Raw genomic sequence first — 23,366 nt, forward strand, 5'->3', positions numbered from 1 at the left:
TTTTGGTATAAAAATCGTTTGTGGACAAAGGATTTCATCTGAAAAGAAAATGGTGGGACAGAATCAGAGATACCTACAGGATCTCTATTCTTGATGATGAAAACCTCGAGGAGGTCGGGTCATACAATTTATCCTTGCTTAGTTTTTATACTCTGATCAGTGTGATTGCTTTTGTGTTAGCGGGTTTGGTGATTTCTTTTATAGTTTTTACGCCAGTCAAAAGACTGATACCGGGTTATGGTGATATCAATGATAATAAGAAATTTATCGAACTATCCAAAAAAGTAGACGAGCTTGAAAAGGAAGTTTCCGCTTACGATACTTATACCACAGGGCTTAAAAATATGCTGACAGGAGGTATTCACAATAGTAGTGTTGAAAAGATAGACTCCCTGGAAGCTTTGAAGAGTGTAAGGCCGGAACTAATCAATCAGGATGACCTTGCAGAGACCAACAGAGCAAAAGAGTTAGACTTTTTAAAATTTGCTACCCCGGTTTCAGGTAAGATTTCAGCGGGATTCAACCCATCAACGCGACACTTTGGAGTAGATATAGTCTCGGCAAAAGATACACCAATAAAATCGATTCTGGATGGAGTTGTCATCAGTGCTGAACAATCGGTGAGTACAGGAAACTCAGTATACATACAACATCAGAAGAATGTCGTCTCAGTATATAAGCACAATTCTGTACTTTTGGTAAAGACAGGCGATGTGGTAAAAACAGGTCAGGCCGTCGCAATCATAGGCAATTCAGGAGAAATGACCACAGGTCCACACCTTCATTTTGAGATGTGGTATGATGGCAAATATGTCAATCCTGAAAAATATATAGGTTTTCAATAATGTGTAAAATATTTATTTAGTTTATAATGGATCAAAATCTTAAAAATGTAAAAAATGACAAAGGTGAAAACCTGAGTCCGGTATTACCCGATGATATCAAAAATTATCTTATTGATATAGATGGAACGATTTGTGATGATGTACCCAATGAAGAACCGGAAAGAATGGGTACTTGCGATGTATATCCTGATGCTTTGGAAATATGCAATAAGTGGTATGAAGAAGGCCATATTATTACTTTTTTTACTTCCAGAACGGAAGAACATCGTGAAATCACCGAATATTGGTTGAAAAAACATGGCTTCAAATACCATGGTTTATTGGTAGGAAAACCGCGCGGAGGCAATTATCATTGGATAGACAATCATCTTGTAAAAGCAACAAGATTCAAAGGCAAATTTACTGACTTAGTCAGAGTAAATGCCACCATAGAAGTATTTGAACCCTGATATAACCTGTAGGGTATGTTTGGAAGATTTTAAGACAATGTCGTTTAGATAAGGAATTTTTCTTTGTTTTTACCCTATCTAAATCTTTCCCTTACAAGGGAAAGACTTCATAAAGATGTCTTAACTAAACGACATTAGATTTTAATATATTTTAATATATAAAATCTTTCAAACTCACCTTACAAATCTTACATAAAGATGCCCCGTTATGCTGAAGCCCATGTTTCCAACTTCAAGTAAAATACTTATCACTGGTGCCACGGGATTTTTGGGTAGTTATATACTGCGAAAATTATCATCAGAAGGCTACAATAATATTGTTTGTATAAAAAGACCTGATTCATCTATGGAAATGACGTCAGGTATAGCTGATGTCGATTGGGTCACAGGCGATATTATGGATATCTGCTTCCTTGATGAAATCATAAATGGTGTAGACATCATCATTCATGCTGCAGCCATAGTCACATTTGATCCCGGGAACTTCAAAAAAATGATCACCACTGCCATGGATGGTACTTCAAATCTGGTTAATGCGGCATTAGACAATCAGGTTTCAAAATTTATTCACATTAGTTCTGTGGCTGCTTTGGGTAGAAGAAGAAAAGAAGAGACCATAACAGAAAATAATATTTTTTCCAAAAGTCAATACGATACTACGTATGGTCTAAGCAAATTCCTTGCTGAACAGGAGGTATGGAGAGGACATGCTGAAGGCCTTAATACCACCATTCTGAATCCATCCATGGTACTGGGTGCCGGAAAATGGCATGATTCAAGTGCACAAATATATAATAGAGTATATGATGGACTAAAATACTACCCCACAGGGTCAACAGGCTGGGTAGATGTGAGAGATGTAGCTACTGCTGTATTCCAATGCTTGACATCGCAATATAATGGCGAACGATATATCATCAGTTCTGAAAATCACACTTATCAGTCTATATTTGAAAAAATCGCAAATCGTCTCCATGTCTATGCGCCAAAACAAGCCTTAAGATCCCGTATGGGAAATCTTTTATGGCGACTTGAATCTATAAGGTCGTGGTTGCTGCACCAAAAACCGGTGATCACACGCGAAACCGTGGTTTCAATGTCAGCGGAGTCATATTATGTCAATGAGAAGTCTGTCCAGGAATTGAATCTGCAATACACTACTATCGAAAAGACCATCGAAGATAGTTGCAAAGTTTTCTTGACTTCCTATCCAAATGGTAAAAAATCAGGTATTCTGGATATTTAAACCAACCTGAAAGTAAAATCTTTTACATTTTAAGTGACATTTTCAATTATTCATATACAATTTCACTTAATTTTGCGTTATATAGTCATCTATATAGAATAACATATTGATCAATAACGTAATATGATGTTAAATTTTAAAAATTACCTTGCACTCATTGTACTGCTTTCAATAGGGTCTGCCCTAAGTGGTCAAAATAAATTCGCCAATGAATGGATCAATCCATCCAAAAAATACTACAAAATAAAAGTTGCTGAAAACGGCATTTATAAAGTGACCTATGAAGAACTCGTCGCAGCGGGACTACCGCAAGGAACAATTGATGGTAGTGCTTTGAAGTTATATAATCTGGGAAAAGAGCAGGCTATCCATGTGAGTAACAATAATTTTGGATCAGGTGCCTGGTTTGAATTTTATGGCGTAAAAAATACCATAGGTGTTGATTCTCTTTTGTTTAGAGATTGGAAAAAGGACTTGCTCAATCCTGATTATTCTTTTATCACCGATACGAATACCTACTTTCTGACTCTCTCTCCGGAAACAGTCAACCTGAGATATAATCAGATCAATCCTGATTTTACCAACAATACACTTACGCCACTGCCCTATTACATCCATGAAGAAAAAGTGGTATATACACACACTTATTTTAAAAATGTAGATTTTGATGTCAGGTATTCTCAGTTTGAGCCAAGTGAAGGTTTCGCTTCCGGCACATTACAAAAATCTGATACAAAACTCAACATCTCCGGGTACGTCAATACAGGGCCAGATCCGATCCTGGAATTCAGGACAGGACAAAACAACAGAGCATCAGTGCTGGAAATCCGATGGAATGGTGTACTCAAGGATAAAAAGTCTACAAATCCAAAACTAACTACACAACATCGTTTTGTACTCAATAAAAATGAACTATTGACTTCCAATACATTAAATCTGAATAATGTCAATACCTCAGACGACAGGCACATCATAGCCAATGCGCTGGTGAAATTTCCCAGAATATTTGATTTTGGAAACAAGTCTACTTATGAATTTAAACTTGCAGCTTCTTTAGGCAGACGTATGCTCGATATTGCATCCTTTCAGACAGAAAATAAAAATGTCATCCTGTATGATGTAGCCAACCATTTCAGATACAATACCAGAACTGAAGCAGGTAAAATACAAGCCATCCTCAATGGTACGATCAATGAATCGCATCTCGTCCTGGTTAATACAGGCTCAGGGACAAAAAACGTAGCATCCATTTCTGTATTTACTCCAAAGACATTTGAAAATAAAGGGCAGCAATATGTCATCATAACCACCAAATCCCTTCAACCATCCGGTCAAAATGCTGTCAAAGAGTATGCAGACTACAGGTCCAGCAATGTAGGTGGCGGATATAAGACCGATGTGCTGGATATGCAGGATATTTATGATCATTTTGCTTATGGTATAGACAGACATTTTATAGGCATAAAACATCTGTCGGCATTTATGAAGGTCACCTGGCCGGATGTCAAATTTGTCATGCTACTGGGAAAAGGAGTGGAATACCCTTATATGCGTTCAGAAAATGATGTCATCAACAATACTGACCGCATTTTTTATGTCCCCACCTATGGCTATATCGGATCTGATAATATGCTGTTTTCAGAAGGAAATTTTCCGGATCCGTATTTTGCTGTAGGTAGAATAGCTGCGCGAACACCAGATGATATCCGCAACTATCTGGATAAGGTCAGAGAATATGAGCAGGCACCATTTAAACCCCAGACGATAGAAGACAAGTACTGGATGAAAAGGGTGATGAACCTGGGTGGTGGTAAAAACGATGGAGAACAAAATGCTATCAGAAGCGGACTGGAAGGTATGGCATCCTATCTTAAAGATACGATCTATGGTGCGGATGTACGGGCGTATTACAAACGCAGTTCGGATGCTGTTACTTTTGTGGTAAATGAAGAAATAAATGAACTTTTTGAAAACGGAGTGAGTTTGATCAACTTTTTTGGACACTCAGCGACTAATTCCTGGGATTTTTCTATAGAAAATCCACGTAACTATGATAATTTTGGTAAGTATCCTTTTATCAATTCATTCGGATGTTACTCAGGCAACCTTCATGGTACATCAAGAGGCATCAGTGAATTGTTTGTGCTTGAAAAAAATCGTGGCTCTATCGGTTTTCTGGCATCTACAGGGTCAGCATTTATTCCCGCATTATCCACCTATGGTGCCCGTTTCTATCAGCTGCTCTTGAAAGACAGAAAATATCCTACTTTCGGTGAAGTGATCAGGTACATTGCAGAACAAAACAGAACATCGCAGTTTTCTGATCTGGCATTGTTTTCTCAACTAACCCTGCATGGAGATCCGGCACTGAAACCCTATATCTTTGGTGGACCTGATTATATTTTTGACGGCACGACTGCCCGGACTAATCCACAGGATGTACAAGCTGCACTAAAGGACTATAAACTCGAGATCAATGTAGCCAATATAGGCGCTGCCAAAAATGACTCTGTAGATCTGACCTTCTTTCATGAGTTGCCTAATGGTCGGATAGCTGACACCATAAGGTTAACAAAATACAAAATTGAAAATACAGAAAAAGTAGTTGTGTCGCTCAAAAATCATGGTCAGGCATCTGTTGGTAAAAACAAAATATATGCCAGTATCGACCCGCTCAATAAAGTATCAGAACTACCCAATCCGGAAGCCGAAGGAAACAATGAGCTATATGTCAATAACCTGAAGGGATTCGAGTTTTTTGTGTCTGACAATTTTGCTACTACAGTCTATCCGCCTGATTTTGCCATGATCAATACCAAAGATCATTTTATTCTTAAAGCATCTACAAGTAGTGTCCCCGTTGCCAAAGGAAGTTTTGTATTTCAGATCGACACCACAGCCTATTTCACCAGTTCCATCAAAGAAACCGCCAAAGTGGAATCTGAAGGCGGGCTGATACAATATGTGCCAAAGATGCTTTTAGTGCCGGATAGAGTGTATTACTGGCGGGTAAGTCCGGATAGCATCCCAGGTCAGGGATATAAATGGTCACAGGCATCCTTTGCCTTCCTGCCCAATGAAGAGGAAGGCTGGAATCAGAGTCACTTCTTTCAGTTCACCCAAAATGATTTTACCGACTTTGAAATCAGTGAGGAGTCGGGAAGGAGATTTGAGTTTGGGAAGCAATATTTTAATATTAAAATAAGAAATAAGCTTTGGAGTGAAGATGATAAACCTGGTTATATTGTTCAAAATGTAAATTACGCTTCTTCTTGGGGATGGCGTTATCTGGATGCTGGAATTGGAATTATAGTGAATAACGAAAAAACTTTATTTAATTTATTTAATCCACCAGGAGGAAATTTCGGAAGTATCAATCCAACCTCTGAAAATGTTCACCTCTTTGCATTTAAAACTGATTCTCCTGAAAATAGAAAAAAGTAATTGATTTTATTGAAACTCAAATTAAAAGTGGATATACAATAAACTTCTACACTATTCAAAATAATATTAATTCTGATTATAAACCAAATGAATGGAGCGGGGATTCTATAATTTATGGTAAAAGTATTTTCTCAGTATTAGAAAAGTTAGGAGCAAAAAAAATTAGAGAATTAACATTTAAAGGTTCTGTTCCTTATGCTGTTCAAATTTTTAACGGTAAAATTGGTCTTCTTGATGAAAAAATCGCTAATAATATAAATGATATCATTGAAACTTCATCTTATATTTATAGATTCAAAACAAAAGGATTAACAAATTCAACAAAAACTGAAAAATTTTTAAAAACTGGCTATATAAAATTCAATACTTATAATAAAAATACATTAGAAGATATTGATACCGTTAATGTTTTAACCACAACTTTAAATCAATCTAAAAACATATTTATATCAAATATTAAAAACGGACAAGAAATTAATCCCAATAATATTGAATTATTAAATCTTAACTTACAATATATAGTTACAGATTTAAATGATAGGTCACCTATTCAATTGAACTATTGGCGGTTTTCATATTGGCCGCTTCCTGACGCTGCCATTTCCTTCATAAAAACCGAACCCAATCTGGCATCCAATGACATCAAACAGGGCGAAAAAATAAAAATATTCTACGATGTCACCAATGTGAATTATGTGGCCATGGACAGCATCCTGGTAAAATACTCCTACATCACGGGAGAAAATCAATCGGTCACTGCCTTCAAAAAAATTGGCAAACTGGGTATAGGACAGAAAATCAGCGACTTCATAGAGTTTACCATCGGAGCCGGTAACCTCACGGATGTACGCATGATCATTGAAATCAATCCTGACAATCAGCAGCCCGAATTACATCAATTTAATAATACGCTCACCAAACAGTTTGGCGTCCAGCGGGACAATACCAATCCACTCCTGGATATCTACTTTGACGGGGTCAGAATCATGGATGGAGACATTGTCTCTCCCAAACCTGAAATCCTGGTCACCCTGGAAGATGACAATACCTTCCTGCCGGTCACCGATCCCAACCTCTTCGAAATCAAATTAGACACCGGCAGAAATCAGGTACTGACCATACCTGTCAGCAGCCCTCAGATCAAGTTTACTCCTGCAGGAGGAAGTAACAAAACAGCTAAAATTCAATATTATCCCACACTAAAAGAAGGAGAATACAAGCTCATCATACAAGCCAAAGATGCATCAGGTAACAAATCAGGTGTCAACCCCAGAAGTGTCAATTTCAGGGTCATAGAAAAACAGAGCGTCAGCAACGTACTCAACTACCCTAATCCGTTTTCCACTTCTACTCAGTTTGTATTCACACTTACGGGGGCAGAAGTGCCTGATATCATGTCTATCTCCATCATGACACTCTCCGGCAAGGTAGTGCGGGAAATCACAAAAGAAGAACTCGGCCCACTTCGAATAGGTCTCAACCGCACAGAATATCGATGGGATGGCACCGATGAATATGGCAGCAAACTAGGTAATGGCGTCTATCTATATAAAATCAACACCCGTAAAAAGGATAAATCTGTTTACGAACAATTCGGACAGAACGAAACCGATAAGTACTTTAAGGAAGGATTCGGGAAGATGGTGATCTTGAGATGACAATTTCTTGTTGTCCAAAGTCTCTGACTTTTGGACCATTATCGGCCGGTCTCATGACCGGAGAATTAGTTTTACAATCGGTCAGAGACCGTAAGATAGATTCCGTCAAAGTCAGGTAAGACTTTGACAAACGAAGATAATGTTGCGTTGTCCAAAGTCTCCGACTTTAGGACCATTATCTGCCGGTCTCATGACCGGAGAGTTTGTTTTACAACCGGTCCGAGACCGTAAGATAGATTCCATCAAAGTCAAATAAGACTTTGACAAACGAAGATAATGTTACGTTGTCCAAAGTCTCCGACTTTTGGTCCATTATCTGCCGGTCTCATGACCGGAGAATTAGTTTTACAATCGGTCAGAGACCGTAAGATAGGTTCCGTCAAAGTCAAGTAAGACTTTGACAAACGAAGTTAATGTTACGTTGTCCAAAGTCTCCGACTTTTGGACCTTTATCTGCCGGTCTCATGACCGGAGAATTAGTTTTACAACCGGTCAGAGACCGTAAGATAGATTCTGTCAAAGTCAGGTAAGACTTTGACAAACAAAGAAAAAGTCACGTTGTCCAAAGTCTCTGACTTTTGGACCATTATCTGCCGGCCTCATGACCGGAGAATTAGTTTTACAACCGGTCAAAGACCGTATGATAGATTCCGTCAAAGTCAGATAAGACTTTGACAAACAAAGAAAAAGTCACGTTGTCCAAAGTCTCTGACTTTTGGACCATTATCTGCCGGCCTCATGACCGGAGAATTAGTTTTACAACCGGTCAGAGACCGTATGATAGATTCCGTCAAAGTCAGATAAGACTTTGACAAACGATGTTAAAAATTCTAAATTTTATTATGGGATACAAAATCGAAAATCAAACTGAAATCCACTTTCTGACAATGACAATAGTAGGTTGGGCTGATATTTTTTCTCGTCAATCATATAGGGATGTTTTAATTGAAAGCATGAAATACTGTACAGCTAACAAAGGACTGATTGTTTACGCATATGTTATCATGACTAATCATTTTCATTGTATATGGCAATCAAAGGATGGAAATCTTTCCGATTTGATAAGAGATTTTAAAAAGTTCACCTCTGCAGAAATAATTAAAAAAATGAAAGGACATGAAGAAAGCAGAAGTGAATGGCTCAAGATAATATTTGAATATCATGCAAAATTGAACAATAATAACAGTTTTCATCAAGTTTGGCAAAATGGAAACCATCCAATTGAGTTACAATCTCCAAAATTTATAAGGCAAAAGTTAGATTACATACATCTTAACCCTGTTAGAGCTGGTTGGGTAAATGAACCAGAAGAATATAGATACAGCAGTGCTTCAAATTATAAAAACGATTCAGGAGTCATGGCAGTAACTTTATTGGATATATCACATTCAGATATTGGATACATTGGATCATAATGCATTTTTATATTATCCAAGGCTTTTACTTTAAGATACCTAAAATAGATGTCGCCCAATGTCTCCGACTGTTGGGCATCTAGCTAGTGGGCTAATGACAGGAGAGTTAGTTTTACAACCGGTCAGAGACCGTAAGATAGCTTCCGTCAAAGTCAGATAAGACTTTGACAAACGACTATGATTTAGATGTTGTCCAAAGTCTCCGACTTTTGGTCCATTATCTGTCGGTCTCATGACCGGAGAATTAGTTTTACAATCGGTCAGAGACCGTAAGATAGATTCCGTCAAAGTCAGATAAGACTTTGACAAACGACTATGATGTAGATGTTGTCCAAAGTCTCCGACTTTTGGTCCATTATCAGCCGGTCTCATGACCGAAGAGCTTGTCTTTCAACCGGTCAGAGACCGTAAGATAGCTTCCGTCAAAGTTAGATAAGACTTTGACAAACGAGAAGTTAATGTTGCCGTTGTCCAAAGTCTCCGATTTAGGACCAATATCTGCCGGTCTCATGACCGGAGAATTAGTTTTACAACCGGTCAGAGACCGTAAGATAGGTTCCGTCAAAGTCAGATAAGACTTTGACAAACGGTATGTCTTTGAATGTGACATAAATAACTACCTTTGTGCACACAACCTTAATAAAACTTTGTCTGATGTCTGCTACAGAAATGCCATTCGAAATTATCATAAAACCCAAATCCGTATTTACATTAGGATGGAAGGAGCTATGGCAATATCGCGAATTGCTGTACTTCTTTACGTGGAAGGAGATCAAGGTGAGATACAAACAGGCGGCACTTGGTATCTTATGGACCGTACTCCAACCACTGGCTATGATGACCATTTTTGTATTGCTGCTGGCACAGGGCTTGGGTATAAAAACGGGTAATATGCCTGCTCCGATTTATTATCTGAGTGGTTTGCTGATCTGGAATCTTTTTAATCATGCGGTCACGCATGCGTCACAATCGATGGTGAGCAATGCCAATATCATCAAAAAAATATACTTTCCACGTTTGGTGATACCCATATCGGCAGTACTCACTTCTTCCTTTGATTTTTTGATCAGTTTGGTGCTGTTTTATGGGCTACTGATGTACTTTTCCATGTCCAATGTAATCGACATTGCCTGGCTACATCTCGGTATCAGCGTGCTGATGGCATATGGTATTGCGGTGTTTGCGGCATTTAGTCTCGGTACTTTTTTATCAGCCATCAATGTCAAATACCGGGATGTGCGGTATGTGCTTCCGTTTTTGATACAAACCCTGTTTTTTATCACCCCTGTGATGTATGATACCAGCATCATCAGGCAGAATTGGATCAGGAAGATATTAGAACTCAATCCTTTGAACTATGCGATAGAATTGGTCAGAAACAATATCACCTATCATGACTCGATCATCTGGCCGGAGATTTCGTGGTGGGTGCCGGCAGTGATGATCATGCTATATATTATTTCGATTTACACTTTCAGGAAAACAGAAGCCTATTTTGCAGATATTGTTTGACATTGGTCATTATAGGGTATTGGTCTATATTTGTTTTAAAACAAACTTTACTATTTACTATTTACAACTTTTATTTTGTTATACACGCCGGTAAGCTGCACTTTGACAAATGTTTAAAATTTCATAACTTTGCCACTTTAAAACAAGCTCAAATCACACATTTCAATAAATCTAAAGCAGACAAAACGCCCACTCTTAATTCGTAATTCCTCATTAGTAATTAAAAAATGAAGCCCATCATCGAAGTCAATCACGTCTGGAAAGAATACCAAAAAGGTATCGACCGGAAGTACAAAAGTCTTCGGGATACCATCGCAGGTATGCCGGGAAGGTGGTTGGGTGAAGATAAGGAAAAATTCTGGGCACTGGAAGAGATTGATTTTAAAGTGGAGGCGGGAGAGTCGGTGGGCATCATAGGGAGAAATGGAGCGGGAAAGTCCACCTTGCTGAAGATACTGAGCAGGATTACACCACCGACCAAAGGGGAGATCATATTGCGGGGAAGAGTGGCCAGTCTGCTGGAAGTGGGTACAGGCTTCCATCCGGAGCTGACCGGAAGGGAAAACGTTTTTTTTAACGGCTCGATTCTGGGGATGAAACATGCAGAAATCAAACGCAAGTTTGATGAAATCGTTGATTTTTCTGGTGTGGAAAGTTTTATAGACACTCCGCTCAAACACTACAGCAGTGGCATGCAGATGCGCCTGGCATTTTCTGTTGCTGCACACCTCGATGCAGAAATCCTGCTAATAGATGAGGTGCTGGCAGTAGGTGATGCCGAGTTTCAGAAAAAATGTATCGGTAAGATGGATGATGTGAGTAAGGGAGAAGGGAAGACTATTTTGTTTGTTAGCCATGAGCTAAAAAAATTGGTACAAATTTGTAAAATTGGGATTTATGTTGACAATGGAATGATAAAAATGAATGATAATCTTAATAAAAGTATTCAACTTTACATTGGAGATTATCAAAAAAATAGAAGTAAAGACAAAAAAACTATAAATTTAAATGAAAGTAAATATTTAAAAAGTTTTTCAACAAATCAAAACCAATTTATTATATATTTTAAACAGCCACCTTCAGAAAAAATTTCTATTTTGATAGGTGTCAACGATATTTATGGAAATAGAATTTTCAATATTTTTAAGCATCTTTACGAAAATATAATTGAAAAAAATTGCGAAGTCACATTTAATTTAAACGGAAACACATTTATTAAACCTGACCAATATATCCTAAAAATAGTAATTTTTGACACTTTAGAAAACGTTTTAGATGAAAATTCTTTCAGTTTTTTTATCGATTGTACCAACAAAAATCAATATTTGCCTAAAAATTATTACGGTAATTTATTTATATTTGAATAAATATAATGTTTTAATTCATCAAATTTTTCTTTAAAGTCAATCTTGTACTCCTCAACTTCATTACTTAAATAAAATTCAATAAAATCAATAATCTCATCAGCAAAAATATCTATATTTAAGAATTTTATGAAAGGAGCTTTTTTAATCCAATTGTAACTTCCTTGAACTTTTTTATATTTATCGTTAATTACTATACATGGAGTCTGTGTGATATAACAAAATATCATACCATGGAGTCTATCTGTTATAACAATTCGACTACTGGCAATCTTTATTAATAATTGTTTGAGCTCGTATTGCTGAATTTCCATTATTGATGTATTAGTTACTTCAATAATATTAGAGATTTCTTCAATATTTCTTTCAAATATTTCAAATAATCGAGATTCTGCTAAACTTTTTCTTTCATCATTGTCAATTTCTTTGTCCTTTCTTAATGAGACTTTAATCCCAATTCTTCTATATTTACTACTTATATTTTTGTAAAAAACTAAATCGGGTATTAGCATTGTTTCGACTTTGGGGAAGTTACTTTTAATAAAATTAAATGAATTAATATCTCTAACTGTAATCAATAATCGATTATGTTTACAATAAATTCTTTTCGATTTATTTAATATTTTTTGACCAGAGCGGGTTGTTGAAAAATTTACAGTTTGAGGAAATGATACAATAAAACTATTTTCAAATTTTCTAACAATCATTTGACGATATAATTCTACCTCTACATTCAAATCACCAAAACATCCACCCCCCAATAAAGTAACCAAATCATTTTCAAACATCTTATTTCTAAAAAAAAATACTCCTTCAATTGTTTTTTTTAATGGAATTTCTACAATTTCATGCCAAGGTAAAGTATCTTTAAAAAATTTTATTTGAGAGTCATAAATTGCCAGATCGCCAAGATTACCATAATCAGGAGTAAAAAACACAAGTATTTTATTTTCTAGATGATATTTATTCTTAAAATAAAAATCTTCTGATGAATTTTTTTTAACAAAATATAAGAGTTTTATTATTATTCGAGTTGGCAAAATTCTTTTTAAGAAAACTTTAGTTATTTTTATTAAATAGAATTCACTTAAAGTTAAATAAAAATCTCCTATTAATGCCCTCATATTAAATTGGTTTAAAGTGCGTTTAATTAATATTTTCCTAATTTTGTATCTAATTATTTAATGACAAATGAATACAAAAATACTGAATTATAAATTTTAAAATATGCTTCTTTCAATAGTCATTTGTACATTTAATCGCTCAAGACTTTTAAAAAATGCCTTGACTCTTTAATACCTCAATTGAATGATGATATTGAAATCATTGTTATTGACAATAATTCAAATGATAACACGTCTCAGATTGTCTGTCAATATACAATAAAATATGAAAACTTACGATATGTCATTGAACCCCAATTAGGACTAAGCTATGCCAGAAATCGAGGCATTAAAGAGGCAAAGACAGATTGGATTTTATACCTGGACGATGATGCCATTGCATTTCCAGATTTGTTGAAGAGGGCTTTTTATCTCGTTAATAGAGGAGATTTTGATTGTGTGGGAGGGATGTATTATGGTTACTTTGAAGGTGAGAGACCTAAATGGATACCGGCTGATTTTGGAACAAAACTAAAATATTCAAATGATTTACAAATTTGTCCTTTTAATATACCACATGGAGGAATTGTATTATATAATAAGTTAATTTTAACTAAAGTGGGAGGTTTTGATGCGCATCTGGGAATGATCGGAAAAAAAATTAGATATGGTGAAGAAGTAATCTTGCAAAAAAAAATTTATGAAATTAAAGGAAAAATTGCCTTCGATCCTGATTTAAAAATTTATCATCTAGTGAATAAGGATAACAGGCTAATTCTAAAAAATATGCTCTTATATAAGTACGAACTTGGAAGAAGCCATAAATTAGAAGAAAATCCTTCTTTAACTGAAAGATTATACAGGTTTGGCAGGTCCACCTTAGGTATTCCGAAACGTTTGTTACTTAATTTAGTAAAATTACTTATTTCCAGAGATTATTTCTGGCAAAACTTATTATTTGATTCATTTAGCCCTTTCATTTATTATCTTGGTAAATTAAGGTAAATTTTAAAAATGCAAGTCTCCGTCATCATACCAGTTTACAACGCAGCTCCATTTTTGGATAAATGTTTACAATCTGCGTTTGATCAGCCACAGACAGGGGAAGTGATTTTAATCGACGACAGATCCACTGATGGAAGTTGGGAAAAGTGTGAAGCTTGGGTTAAGAAAGATAAAAGAGTGAGACTATTCAGGAATGAAGGCATCAAAGGTGCAGGAGCTGCCAGGAATGTAGGTTTGAGAAATGCCACATGTGAATATATCGCTTTTTTGGATGCGGATGATTATTATTTGGATGGGAGGTTTGATGAGGATGATAAAATATTTCGAAGCTACATTCATATTGACGCTATAGCAAGTACAACTATTATAAGTAATAATAAAGGCAAAAATCCAGTTAATTACAATTTATTTAATAAGTCATTAATTGGTCCCAAAAAAAAATTTGATAAAATATCCATATTAACATTTAATACTATTCAAAACTTCCATTTTATAGCCTTAACTGTAAAAAAAAATGCTTTAAAAATTAATTTTGAGTTTGACGAAAGTTTAAAACAAGGTGAAGATCTCGACTTTATTTATCGACTATTACATTATACTAATACCGTTTCTTCAAATAATTTGGATCCAAAAGTTGTTTATAGAATACATGATAAAAATACTACTTTGCAAAAAACTGAGACTATATTTTATCGAAGACAACTTTACTTAAAACTATTTAAATTTACAATTCAACATAAAATTAATCTTGCTGTTATTTGGCATAACTTTAAAACATATATTGAGTACGACTTTCTATGGTTTACTGGAGGTAAAATAAAACCTAAAAAACTTTTTAAAATCCTGCTATTACCAGTATTTGTTTATAGATTGATGTTCAAAACCGATATTTCGTACGATAAAGACCGGACCATTCACCTATCTTGACATAAAGCATTCTTAATACCACTTTCAAGTATACTAAAGGAAATCGAAATAATATTTTAATATTATCAACAATAGATTTTGGAAATTTAATTTTATTATATTTTAGATGACCAAACATCATAAATATTTCTGCCGTACAGATAGTCCATTTCACATAATGTTTTACTGATCCTGTACTAAAATTCAGCATATCGTTCAAACATGCTTTTCTATTCATTAGGTTTTTTACGTAATTTATTCCTACACCTCCACTATTAAAATGATTTGAATGATAGATGTATGACCAGTCATCAATTTGTTTAATCTCATATTTTTTGCTAAGCCTCAGTAAAAAGTGCATGTCCTCCAAAATAAAAAACCGCTCATCAAACATTACATCATTAAAGATTTTAGAATGAAAAGAAAAATAAGGAACATGCTCGAAAGGATAGTGATCTAAGAAACCACCAGGGCTATTTAAAGTTTTTTTAATACAATTGCCATCTTTAAAGTAAAATAGGCCAGTTCTAAATGCTTTGATAGTTGGATTTTCTATTATACAATTGTAATGAGTTTCCAAATGGTGGTTCATATACTCATCATCACTGTCAAGAAAACAAATCCACTCTCCTTTTGCCAATCTTATGCCATGATTTCGAGCGGCGCTTCTTTCTTGATTTTCTTGCCAGACATAACTAATTCTTACATCATGATATGAATCAACAACAGATTGGGTATCGTCTGTGCTGCCATCATCTACAATGATCAACTCCCAATCTGTAAAAGTCTGAGCCAATATACTATCTAGCGGCCTTCGGATAGTATGGGCACGATTGTAAGTGGGGATGATGATGGAGAAGAAGGGCATAATGATCAATATAGAAATCCAAATAACCAAATGGGAATTTTATTTTTTACACCTGTGATTATTTCATCACTTACTACATAGCTATCAGGTAGATCCGCTATCTGTTTATAGGTCTTGCCTTTGCCACCTATCTCAAATATATATTTTTCATTCACTAAAAAATTTCCTTTGTCAGCATAATTGATTTGATAAACATTCCTCATCTGATTTACAAAAAATGTCTCTCTGACGGTCCCAACATTTGGGCTTTGGTTACTAAATACATAAATCAAATTAGGATTATGCATATAGATTTTTTCGGGTTTGCTGATATGACTATAAAATTTACCATTATCCAGCAGTACTGTCAATAAACAAGCCTCATCCAATTGATACAAGTATTTGTTAAGTGAGTTTCTGGACAATTCAAAACTTCCTGCCAATTTACTTATATTGGGTTGAAAAGGGATGGAGTTTGCCAATGAGTGGAGTAATTTTTTGAGTTTGTAGATATTTTCTACATTACTTTCTATGCTGTAGGCTAGATCCACATCGAGTATCGTATTTATGGTTTGTTCTAGTCTTAGACCATAAGAACTTTTACCTTCGAGATAAAATGGGTAGTACCCCATCTCTAAATACTCCCCAAATGTTTTTAAAATCTTGACTTGAGACTTTATAGTTTGTGCAATTTCCAAATGATTAGTTAATATCTCCTCCAGAGAATAGGTAGGCAACTACAAGCCTAATTCTATATTTATAAATTCTCTCAACGATAATCCATGCAAATCATAAATGACAGCTCTTCGGCTTAGATCTGCTTGAGATTTGTGTATTGCCATCATAGAAGAACCTGTAAATACTACATGTAAGTCAGGCAATAAGTCATAAATATTTTTTAGCGAAAAAGACCAATCTACGTATTTATGCACTTCGTCCACAAAAAGATGGGTTCCGCCAGATTGATAATGTTGCTGTGCGATTTCGAATAATGACATTCCTTTCATCGCCAAATTATCCATACTGACGTACAATGCGGATTGATCATTTCTAAAAGATTCAGCAATGTGCTGTGCCAGAAGGGTTGTTTTGCCCACTCCTCTTGCTCCTTTTATACCAATCATTCTATTGGTCCAATTGATTTTAGATATAAGATCCCTTCTAAAGCTAGCTTTTGTAGCATTTAAAAACATCTGATGATACCTATAAAGAACATCCATTACATTTTTTTGGTACAAAGACAGTTATTTTGCATCTTCAAAAAGCATTTTTATCCTAATATCGCTTCTTAAAAAAGCATATTTATTGATTTTTTGCTTTTTCCAAGAGCATATTGCCCACCTGATCAACTCCCAATCTGTAAAAGTCTGAGCTATGATACTATCAATGGGTCTCCGTATAGTATGAGCAAGATTGCAAGTTGCGATGATGATGGAGAAAAAAGGACTAGAACTTTTCATTTTAAGGCATTATATGTTGAATTAGTTTTTCCTTTCTGAGTTCATAAGGAAAGAGAGCAATAATTCTTTGTCTTGCTTTCAAACCCGCGTCATCATTAAAATTTAATGCTTCTCTAATAAATAATTCCAATTGAAAAACATCCCTTTTATTTATAATAAATCCAGTATCTCCAATAGCTTTAGGAATACCATTTACATTTGAACCTACTGGGATACATTCACACAACATAGCTTCACAAAGAGTATTAGGTAATCCCTCTGCCATAGACAATTGTAAAAAAACTTTATACCTGGAAAACATATCTACAATTTCTGAATGTGCGATGAAATCAATAATCTCTAAGTTGTCCAGTTTAATGTTTAAATCTGATTTAAGTTTCTCAGTAATTCCTACAATAGAAAACTTTATATCGGGCATTAGTTTTGCTGCCTCCAATATTAAGTCGTAACCCTTTCGCTTGAAATCTTCATAATTGTCAATAGAAGCTAATGCCAAAACTTTTTTCTCTCATAATTGCCATATTCCTAAAATACTTATTTGGATCATACCCTGTTGGCAATTCAAATACATCTGCTCTTATCCCCCTTACGTGATTTTTAAAACCTGTTACGTAACCAATTCCAAGTGGATCTGCATAGTAATTTATAGATGAAGCAAGGCTTGAATCAACAGGTAAAATTACATCCGCCAATCTGTAAATGATTTTTGAAATAAATGGTAACAGTCCTTTTTGGTAAAATATACCATATTTTATAGAAGGTATTGACATCGCATCAAAACCGCCAATAGTTAAGACTATCCTTTTTCCTAACATTCTACCGATTAATACTGGAAAAAAACAATGATATGCCACAAAAAAGGAATAAACTACATCGCATTTTGGTACAAAATAAATAGCTTTTAGAAATGACTCCAACACTGATAGAACTTTTCCAAGAAAGCTCACTTTTGTTTTGTATTGAAACTTATAAACATCAAACTCAGTTTCTAATATTTTAAAATCATTTGTGTTAAACTCTTTTTGTCCAAAATAACAATAAAACACTCTTTTTCTTTGTTTGTCCACTCCTTTATTTTTAAAACAACCTTTTAATCCGATTTAAAACTATAAAAATTTTTCTAATTTTGAGTTCGAATAATTCATCGCAATGAATAACACATCAATACAAAAATATAAAGATTTTTGTCACATTAATGAAGATCAAATTCCAATTTTTTTTCAACCATATTGGTTGGACATCCTGTGTCATCGGGGTCAATGGAATGTAATATTGAATTTTAGCACTAAAGACACTATCAATGGAATTTTGGTTTATTATACTACAAAAAAATATGGTCAAAGTATTATTACAAACCCACCTTTAACCCCACATACCGGTATAATTCTTTTGGAGAATAATGAGTTGCAGGATTCTACCAAAATTATCGAAAATTTAATTTCAAAACTGCCTAAAATTACTTACTTTACTCAAAGTTGTTTACCGGACTATAATCAGTGGCTTCCTATTTTTTGGCAAGGTTTTAATCAAACTTCAAGAATTACTTACACAATTGAGAATATCAAACAATGGCACCAGAATATGTGTTCATCACAAACACAAAGGAAATTGAATAAAGGAAAAACTTTATTCATATTTAAAGAATCAGAAAATATCAAAGATATTTATCATTTTTCAGAAAAATTGTGGTTATCAAAAAACATTGACCCACCGATTGAAGAAAAACAATTTATACAGCTTGATAAACAGTTAGCATTGAAAAACAAAAGAAAATTATTAGTCGCACTGGATTATAATAATGTAGTCCAATCCGCAGTGTATTTAGTTTTTGACCAAAATATAGCTTATTCTTTGTTAATTGGATCAGACCCATTCAATAGAAATAATTACGGCGCTGTTCACTATTTACTTGCTCAAGCCATAAAATTTTCAAGTCAGTATGTAGATAATTTTGATTTTGAAGGTAGTATGATAAAAGGTTTAGCCCATCTTTACAGCAGCTTTGGAGCAAGACCAAAACATTACCACCGCATATACAAAGCCAAAAACATATTTTGGGATATTGCTTACCGTATCAAAAGCTATTATGATAAAAGTAACCGTTGATACTGATGGATTGATTGAGAAAGCCTTTGTTTGCAGATTAAGATACGTATTGGATTTTTTACAGAACCATCCATGCGCACCTGATCATTTACACTTTTCAATCAACGATTTTGACAGGGCTGATATTACCTTCCATTACTCATCCAAAGGTGGTTCACATCATATCATCCCTCAAAAAGTCTATTTTGAACCATTTGTCAACTCAAATCTTAAAGTTGTTGAATACGAATTTACATATCAAGAGCATTTGTTAAAAGGATTTGCTCATCGTGGCGGATCAGACTTCATGCCCTTCGATATTTTTGAAACTATATTTTTCCATATCAGCAGGTATGAAGAATGGTATGCAAGCACTGATCAAATGGATGAGCATGGTACCATGGCTTCAAAAGAACAATACCTGGTCAAAAACAATTTACATTCTATTCCAGTCGTTGATTTACTGGTGCTCTATTTCTATGAAAAAGTGGGATTAATTCCTAAAAAACTTGAGACAACATTTACCATCACTCATGATGTGGATGTTTTAAAAAAATATCCTTCATTTTATAAGTTTTTAAGAGGATTTGGCAATATTATGCTATATCAGGTCAATAAGTTCAGTAAACTATTTCGTCATTTAAAATACTATATCAGATATTTATCAGGTATAAATCATGATCCTTATGATAGCTTTGATTGGTTACTAATCAATGACCATCCAAAAATCACCCAAAAAATCCTGTTTTGGCTCGTAGGTGGCCAAACACAATATGAAGGTTTTTTTGACATCCATGCTCCGGATGCTAAGAACATCATGTCACAATCCAAAAAATTGGGTTATACAATTGGTTTACATCCGAGTTATAATACCATTGATGACCTGGGTATGATGAAAAAAGAATGGCACCATTTAAATCAGGCTTCTGAAGAGGTCATCAATGACAGCAGGCAACATTTTTTAAGATTTGATATTAAAAGAACAAGCAAAATTGTAGATGAGCTAGGGCTAATGACTGATTCCAGTATTGGATACAGGGATACCATTGGGTTCAGATGCGGAACAGGTTTTCCTTATCATTTATATCATTTTGATACAGAAAGTTCATTTGATTTTTTGGAAATTCCTCTCATTGTGATGGATATTTCAGCATTAAGAGATGTCAACAGGGTGAATGAAAACTGGGGGCCACACATATCGGATTTTATAGAAAAAAATAAAAATTATACCCACATCACCTTCAATTTTCATAATAGTTTTTTTGATCCTGTATTGGTAGATGCTGCATTATTAAAAAAGTGGTATTTGGATACTTTTCAAGGATGTAGTACAAATTCAGCCAATCTTTCAACCTGATGTTCCCAGCTGTATTCCTTAAGATTTGGGTAATAGGAAGGAAATGATTTTCCATTTTCCCAATCCTGATATAATTGCTTTATGAAAGTTTTAATATGATCATCGGCACCTAAATCATCTGATGATACCACTTTTCCACAACCAATTTCATCAAACAGTGAAGTAATTTCTTGATCATTTGTACCATTGATTATGGCTAGTACAGGATTTCCACATCCTAAATATTCGAATAATTTTCCTGTAAGGATGCCTTTTTGTTCATGGGTGGCCCAGGTTAATAATACATTTAAGTGGGCTGACTCCTGCAAAGCTAAAGCTTCGTGTGTTGGAAGATCATTTAATACAAGGCTGACTTCATTCAAACTAAAGGATGAAATCATCTTATTCCAGATAGTATTGTCTTTCCCTGCATAAATTAATTCAACCTTATTTTTATCTACCATTTTATTTTGTACCATTTCGGAAAAAGACCTGAACAAAAGAGTGGGATCTCTAAATCCCAGATAAATGGAGCCAGTGTAAACAATCCTGAATTTCTTTGAATTTTGGTTGACCGACTTCCTTGGTATGATTCCATTCATGATGGTGATAACATTGGGATTCATAGCTTGTATGAGATGGGTAATCCCGTTTGAAACTGTAAAAGCCTTGTTGCATTTACTGAGAAACTTTTTCCAAACCCAGAATTGAAGTTTTTTTAAAATTACATTTTTTCTTAAATTTTCTATTGGAAAATCATGAAAACTAACAACCCAATCTGCCTTAGGATATCTTATTTTTAGCAAGTAGCCGATACATACATTTGAAAAAGGTCTGAAAGATGTTATAATAATTTTTTTATCCTTCTTTTTTAGTATCCTGATTCCTTCGATTAAACCATGAAGGATATAAATAATACCTCCTTCTCCAATCAATAAATTAAAAGGAAAAGATTCATTTAACCTGATAAATAATTGAACAATCCATCCTGATTTTTTCTCTTCAGAAAAATGGGTACTTTTCTTTCTTCTGAATTTAGCCAGTATGGTCCGATAATCAAAAGTAGCTAAGTACTTTACAGATAACCCATCCAAAGGCATTGCTTCCTGATCCAATGATTTGTAATTGGAAGTTGTCAATACCTGCACATCTCCAAAATAATTCCTTAAACCTTTGGCTAAAAAATAATTACGCTTTACCGCAATAGATTTGATCGGCGGAAAGTAATAAGAAATGTATAATAATGACGGTTTCAAATCTGACTAATTATCAGGAAGTTATGGTATTAAGTGGTAATTTTTGTAGTTATCTCCCAGGCTGAAAGCCTTGGAATATGGTATCCTTGCGGGACGCTACGACAAGCAAACTGTTGACGTTCGTCGTAGCTTCCAAGCTACGATGCAGTATCTTCAGGCATCCTTGTCGGAGAGTGCACAAAATAGAATGCTCATTTACATTGCAGGCTGGAAGCCTTGATATATGGTATCGTAGCGGGACGCTACGACAAACACACATTTTTGTTCGCTCACGTTCGTCGTAGCTTCCAAGCTACGATGCACTATGCTCAGGCATCTTGCCTGAGCATGTAAAAAAAAAGTTTTACATTGCAGGGTGGAAGCCTTGGAATATGGTATCGTAGCAGGACGCTACAACAAACAAACTGTTCACGTTCGTCATAGCTTCCAAGCTACGATGCAGTATCTTCAGGCATCTTGTCTGAAAATATACACCAATGATTAAAAATCAAGCTGGAAGCCTTACGATATAGTATTGTAGCGGGACGCTACTACAAACACAAGGCATGTTGCCTAAGTATGGATATACCCAATTTCAGGCCCAATATCTAAAAGCTCTATGGAGACCAATTCATCCATTCCTGCATAACTTTTAGCTGAACTGTATATGTATTCTTCTGGAAGCAACGTAATCCCTGCACGAACAGGATTGTTGTGAATATATTGAAGTCTTTGTGATATCCACAAAGGGGATTCTAATTCTACAGGATGATTGTCTTGTTGCCAGACTTGAAATTCTTCATTTCTTTTATTGTTTGCTGCATGGTATTTCATAACCACCTCCAGCCAGTCCTTCCTGCTTTCAGTATTTTTCTGAACTTCCAGTAATATCTTCTTTGCAGTATAACTCTTAAAGTCACGAATAAGGTTTGATAGCAAATATGGCTCCTCCGCTCTACAGATTAAATGTACATGATTACTCATAATAACCCACGCATGAACAACTAATCCTTTATTGGCAATACAGAAATTTAGACTATCGACAATTATTTCCCTGTACCTTTTGTAGGCAAAAATATCAATCCAACCAACAGTTGTTATAGTCAGAAAATGCAATGCGTTTTGATTTTTTATTTGGTAACCGTGTGCCATAATTAGCTTATTAGATGTTATGCAGGCTGGAAGCCTTGGAATATGGTATCGTAGCGGAACGCTACGACAAACACAACATTTTTGTTCGTCGTAGCTTCCAAGCTACGATGCAGTATCTTCAGGCATCTTGCCTGAGAGTGCATAAAAAAATAAACGTTTTACATTCCAGGCTGGAAGCCTTGATAAATGGTATCGTAGCGGAACGCTACGACAAACAAAGGTAAATACTTGAAAACATCGAAAGTTTGACTTAATATTGGAAATTGGAATATTTTACTGCCTTAATACCGGGATTAAAATAATA

Annotated in this window: 24 protein-coding genes; 13 read left to right on the forward strand and 11 right to left on the reverse strand. The window is 35.0% G+C overall.

The features are described from left to right. Window positions 1-20: 20 nt before the first annotated feature. The 6 genes from IPK35_17855 (at window position 21) to IPK35_17880 (ending at window position 9,057) form a co-directional block, all read left to right on the forward strand. The gene (locus tag IPK35_17855; protein MBK8055080.1) at window positions 21-845 is read left to right on the forward strand and encodes a peptidoglycan DD-metalloendopeptidase family protein; all 825 of its coding nucleotides are present in this window, start codon (window positions 21-23) and stop codon (window positions 843-845) included. A 26-nt stretch (window positions 846-871) separates the two neighbouring features. Further along, window positions 872-1,294, forward strand: coding sequence for a phosphoheptose isomerase (locus tag IPK35_17860; protein ID MBK8055081.1), 423 nt, complete (start codon window positions 872-874; stop codon window positions 1,292-1,294). 208 nt (window positions 1,295-1,502) lie between these two features. Next, a complete protein-coding gene (locus IPK35_17865) occupies window positions 1,503-2,540 on the forward strand; it encodes an NAD-dependent epimerase/dehydratase family protein (protein ID MBK8055082.1) in 1,038 nt (345 codons plus the stop codon). Window positions 2,541-2,663: 123 nt separating this feature from the next. Further along, window positions 2,664-5,984 (forward strand): hypothetical protein, encoded by a 3,321-nt coding sequence (locus IPK35_17870; protein ID MBK8055083.1) that lies wholly within the window; start codon window positions 2,664-2,666, stop codon window positions 5,982-5,984. Window positions 5,985-6,538: 554 nt separating this feature from the next. Next, window positions 6,539-7,642 carry a T9SS type A sorting domain-containing protein gene (locus tag IPK35_17875; GenBank protein ID MBK8055084.1) on the forward strand — a complete coding sequence of 368 codons (1,104 nt, stop codon included), beginning with the start codon at window positions 6,539-6,541 and terminating at the stop codon, window positions 7,640-7,642. An 842-nt stretch (window positions 7,643-8,484) separates the two neighbouring features. Beyond that, entirely contained in the window at window positions 8,485-9,057 is a 573-nt protein-coding gene (locus IPK35_17880) for a transposase (protein MBK8055085.1), read from the forward strand. 39 nt (window positions 9,058-9,096) lie between these two features. On the opposite strand, the gene IPK35_17885 is transcribed toward IPK35_17880, so the two are convergent. Beyond that, entirely contained in the window at window positions 9,097-9,429 is a 333-nt protein-coding gene (locus IPK35_17885; protein MBK8055086.1) for a hypothetical protein, read from the reverse strand. Then, window positions 9,416-9,667 carry a hypothetical protein gene (locus tag IPK35_17890; GenBank protein ID MBK8055087.1) on the reverse strand — a complete coding sequence of 84 codons (252 nt, stop codon included), beginning with the start codon at window positions 9,665-9,667 and terminating at the stop codon, window positions 9,416-9,418. Before IPK35_17890 ends, IPK35_17885 begins: the two co-directional genes overlap by 14 nt. 44 nt (window positions 9,668-9,711) lie before the next feature. Here IPK35_17890 and IPK35_17895 point away from each other — a divergent pair, with 44 nt between their 5' ends. Both IPK35_17895 and IPK35_17900 read left to right on the forward strand, forming a co-directional pair. Beyond that, complete coding sequence (locus IPK35_17895; GenBank protein ID MBK8055088.1) at window positions 9,712-10,569, forward strand: ABC transporter permease; 858 nt, start codon at window positions 9,712-9,714, stop codon at window positions 10,567-10,569. A gap of 227 nt (window positions 10,570-10,796) precedes the next feature. Next, the gene (locus tag IPK35_17900) at window positions 10,797-11,936 is read left to right on the forward strand and encodes an ABC transporter ATP-binding protein (GenBank protein MBK8055089.1); all 1,140 of its coding nucleotides are present in this window, start codon (window positions 10,797-10,799) and stop codon (window positions 11,934-11,936) included. Here IPK35_17900 and IPK35_17905 read toward each other — a convergent pair. Further along, entirely contained in the window at window positions 11,909-13,057 is a 1,149-nt protein-coding gene (locus IPK35_17905; protein MBK8055090.1) for a polysaccharide pyruvyl transferase family protein, read from the reverse strand. The two genes, IPK35_17900 and IPK35_17905, sit on opposite strands and share 28 nt — an antisense overlap. 180 nt (window positions 13,058-13,237) lie before the next feature. Between IPK35_17905 and IPK35_17910 the strand changes: the two genes are divergently transcribed. Both IPK35_17910 and IPK35_17915 read left to right on the forward strand, forming a co-directional pair. After that, a complete protein-coding gene (locus tag IPK35_17910) occupies window positions 13,238-14,041 on the forward strand; it encodes a glycosyltransferase family 2 protein (GenBank protein MBK8055091.1) in 804 nt (267 codons plus the stop codon). Window positions 14,042-14,050: 9 nt separating this feature from the next. Beyond that, window positions 14,051-14,968, forward strand: coding sequence for a glycosyltransferase family 2 protein (locus IPK35_17915; protein ID MBK8055092.1), 918 nt, complete (start codon window positions 14,051-14,053; stop codon window positions 14,966-14,968). Here IPK35_17915 and IPK35_17920 read toward each other — a convergent pair. From IPK35_17920 to IPK35_17945, 6 genes are read right to left on the reverse strand one after another with little or no spacing between them, the layout of a single operon-like run. Continuing rightward, a complete protein-coding gene (locus tag IPK35_17920; protein MBK8055093.1) occupies window positions 14,919-15,815 on the reverse strand; it encodes a glycosyltransferase family 2 protein in 897 nt (298 codons plus the stop codon). The two genes, IPK35_17915 and IPK35_17920, sit on opposite strands and share 50 nt — an antisense overlap. Window positions 15,816-15,820: 5 nt before the next feature. After that, on the reverse strand, window positions 15,821-16,492 hold the full coding sequence (locus IPK35_17925; GenBank protein MBK8055094.1) for an ATP-binding protein: 672 nt from the start codon (window positions 16,490-16,492) through the stop codon (window positions 15,821-15,823). Window positions 16,493-16,531: 39 nt separating this feature from the next. Next, window positions 16,532-17,014, reverse strand: a complete 483-nt coding sequence (locus IPK35_17930; GenBank protein ID MBK8055095.1) for an AAA family ATPase — start codon at window positions 17,012-17,014, stop codon at window positions 16,532-16,534. Between the two features lie 24 nt (window positions 17,015-17,038). Further along, entirely contained in the window at window positions 17,039-17,254 is a 216-nt protein-coding gene (locus IPK35_17935) for a hypothetical protein (GenBank protein MBK8055096.1), read from the reverse strand. A 1-nt stretch (window position 17,255) separates the two neighbouring features. Next, window positions 17,256-17,750 (reverse strand): glycosyltransferase family 4 protein, encoded by a 495-nt coding sequence (locus tag IPK35_17940; GenBank protein MBK8055097.1) that lies wholly within the window; start codon window positions 17,748-17,750, stop codon window positions 17,256-17,258. Beyond that, window positions 17,731-18,321, reverse strand: a complete 591-nt coding sequence (locus tag IPK35_17945) for a hypothetical protein (GenBank protein ID MBK8055098.1) — start codon at window positions 18,319-18,321, stop codon at window positions 17,731-17,733. The genes IPK35_17940 and IPK35_17945 overlap by 20 nt, the downstream gene beginning before the upstream one ends. Window positions 18,322-18,403: 82 nt before the next feature. On the opposite strand from IPK35_17945, the gene IPK35_17950 reads away from it, so the two are divergent. Both IPK35_17950 and IPK35_17955 read left to right on the forward strand, forming a co-directional pair. After that, window positions 18,404-19,360, forward strand: coding sequence for a hypothetical protein (locus tag IPK35_17950; protein MBK8055099.1), 957 nt, complete (start codon window positions 18,404-18,406; stop codon window positions 19,358-19,360). Continuing rightward, complete coding sequence (locus IPK35_17955; protein ID MBK8055100.1) at window positions 19,341-20,696, forward strand: hypothetical protein; 1,356 nt, start codon at window positions 19,341-19,343, stop codon at window positions 20,694-20,696. Before IPK35_17950 ends, IPK35_17955 begins: the two co-directional genes overlap by 20 nt. Here IPK35_17955 and IPK35_17960 read toward each other — a convergent pair. Next, window positions 20,657-21,931: a hypothetical protein gene (locus IPK35_17960; GenBank protein MBK8055101.1), complete on the reverse strand. Its 1,275-nt coding sequence runs from the start codon at window positions 21,929-21,931 to the stop codon at window positions 20,657-20,659. The genes IPK35_17955 and IPK35_17960 overlap by 40 nt on opposite strands. Window positions 21,932-22,483: 552 nt before the next feature. Next, complete coding sequence (locus IPK35_17965) at window positions 22,484-23,062, reverse strand: transposase (GenBank protein MBK8055102.1); 579 nt, start codon at window positions 23,060-23,062, stop codon at window positions 22,484-22,486. 14 nt (window positions 23,063-23,076) lie between these two features. Here IPK35_17965 and IPK35_17970 point away from each other — a divergent pair, with 14 nt between their 5' ends. After that, window positions 23,077-23,286 (forward strand): hypothetical protein, encoded by a 210-nt coding sequence (locus tag IPK35_17970; protein ID MBK8055103.1) that lies wholly within the window; start codon window positions 23,077-23,079, stop codon window positions 23,284-23,286. The last annotated feature ends 80 nt before the right edge of the window (window positions 23,287-23,366 follow it).

Source organism: Saprospiraceae bacterium, from assembly GCA_016713025.1.
Classification (GTDB): Bacteria; Bacteroidota; Bacteroidia; order Chitinophagales; family Saprospiraceae; genus OLB9.

Bases quoted from the DNA above. Each gene is read 5' to 3' on its own strand.
- IPK35_17860 (MBK8055081.1), top strand. From the start codon at position 872: ATGGATCAAAATCTTAAAAATGTAAAAAATGACAAAGGTGAAAACCTG.
- IPK35_17955 (MBK8055100.1), top strand. From the start codon at position 19,341: ATGATAAAAGTAACCGTTGATACTGATGGATTGATTGAGAAAGCCTTT.
- IPK35_17950 (MBK8055099.1), top strand. From the start codon at position 18,404: ATGAATAACACATCAATACAAAAATATAAAGATTTTTGTCACATTAAT.
- IPK35_17895 (MBK8055088.1), top strand. From the start codon at position 9,712: ATGTCTGCTACAGAAATGCCATTCGAAATTATCATAAAACCCAAATCC.
- IPK35_17965 (MBK8055102.1), bottom strand. From the start codon at position 23,062: ATGGCACACGGTTACCAAATAAAAAATCAAAACGCATTGCATTTTCTG.
- IPK35_17915 (MBK8055092.1), top strand. From the start codon at position 14,051: ATGCAAGTCTCCGTCATCATACCAGTTTACAACGCAGCTCCATTTTTG.
- IPK35_17905 (MBK8055090.1), bottom strand. From the start codon at position 13,057: ATGAGGGCATTAATAGGAGATTTTTATTTAACTTTAAGTGAATTCTAT.
- IPK35_17970 (MBK8055103.1), top strand. From the start codon at position 23,077: ATGTTATGCAGGCTGGAAGCCTTGGAATATGGTATCGTAGCGGAACGC.
- IPK35_17880 (MBK8055085.1), top strand. From the start codon at position 8,485: ATGGGATACAAAATCGAAAATCAAACTGAAATCCACTTTCTGACAATG.
- IPK35_17935 (MBK8055096.1), bottom strand. From the start codon at position 17,254: ATGAAAAGTTCTAGTCCTTTTTTCTCCATCATCATCGCAACTTGCAAT.
- IPK35_17920 (MBK8055093.1), bottom strand. From the start codon at position 15,815: ATGCCCTTCTTCTCCATCATCATCCCCACTTACAATCGTGCCCATACT.
- IPK35_17870 (MBK8055083.1), top strand. From the start codon at position 2,664: ATGATGTTAAATTTTAAAAATTACCTTGCACTCATTGTACTGCTTTCA.
- IPK35_17885 (MBK8055086.1), bottom strand. From the start codon at position 9,429: ATGAGACCGGCTGATAATGGACCAAAAGTCGGAGACTTTGGACAACAT.
- IPK35_17890 (MBK8055087.1), bottom strand. From the start codon at position 9,667: ATGTCACATTCAAAGACATACCGTTTGTCAAAGTCTTATCTGACTTTG.
- IPK35_17865 (MBK8055082.1), top strand. From the start codon at position 1,503: ATGCTGAAGCCCATGTTTCCAACTTCAAGTAAAATACTTATCACTGGT.
- IPK35_17930 (MBK8055095.1), bottom strand. From the start codon at position 17,014: ATGGATGTTCTTTATAGGTATCATCAGATGTTTTTAAATGCTACAAAA.
- IPK35_17900 (MBK8055089.1), top strand. From the start codon at position 10,797: ATGAAGCCCATCATCGAAGTCAATCACGTCTGGAAAGAATACCAAAAA.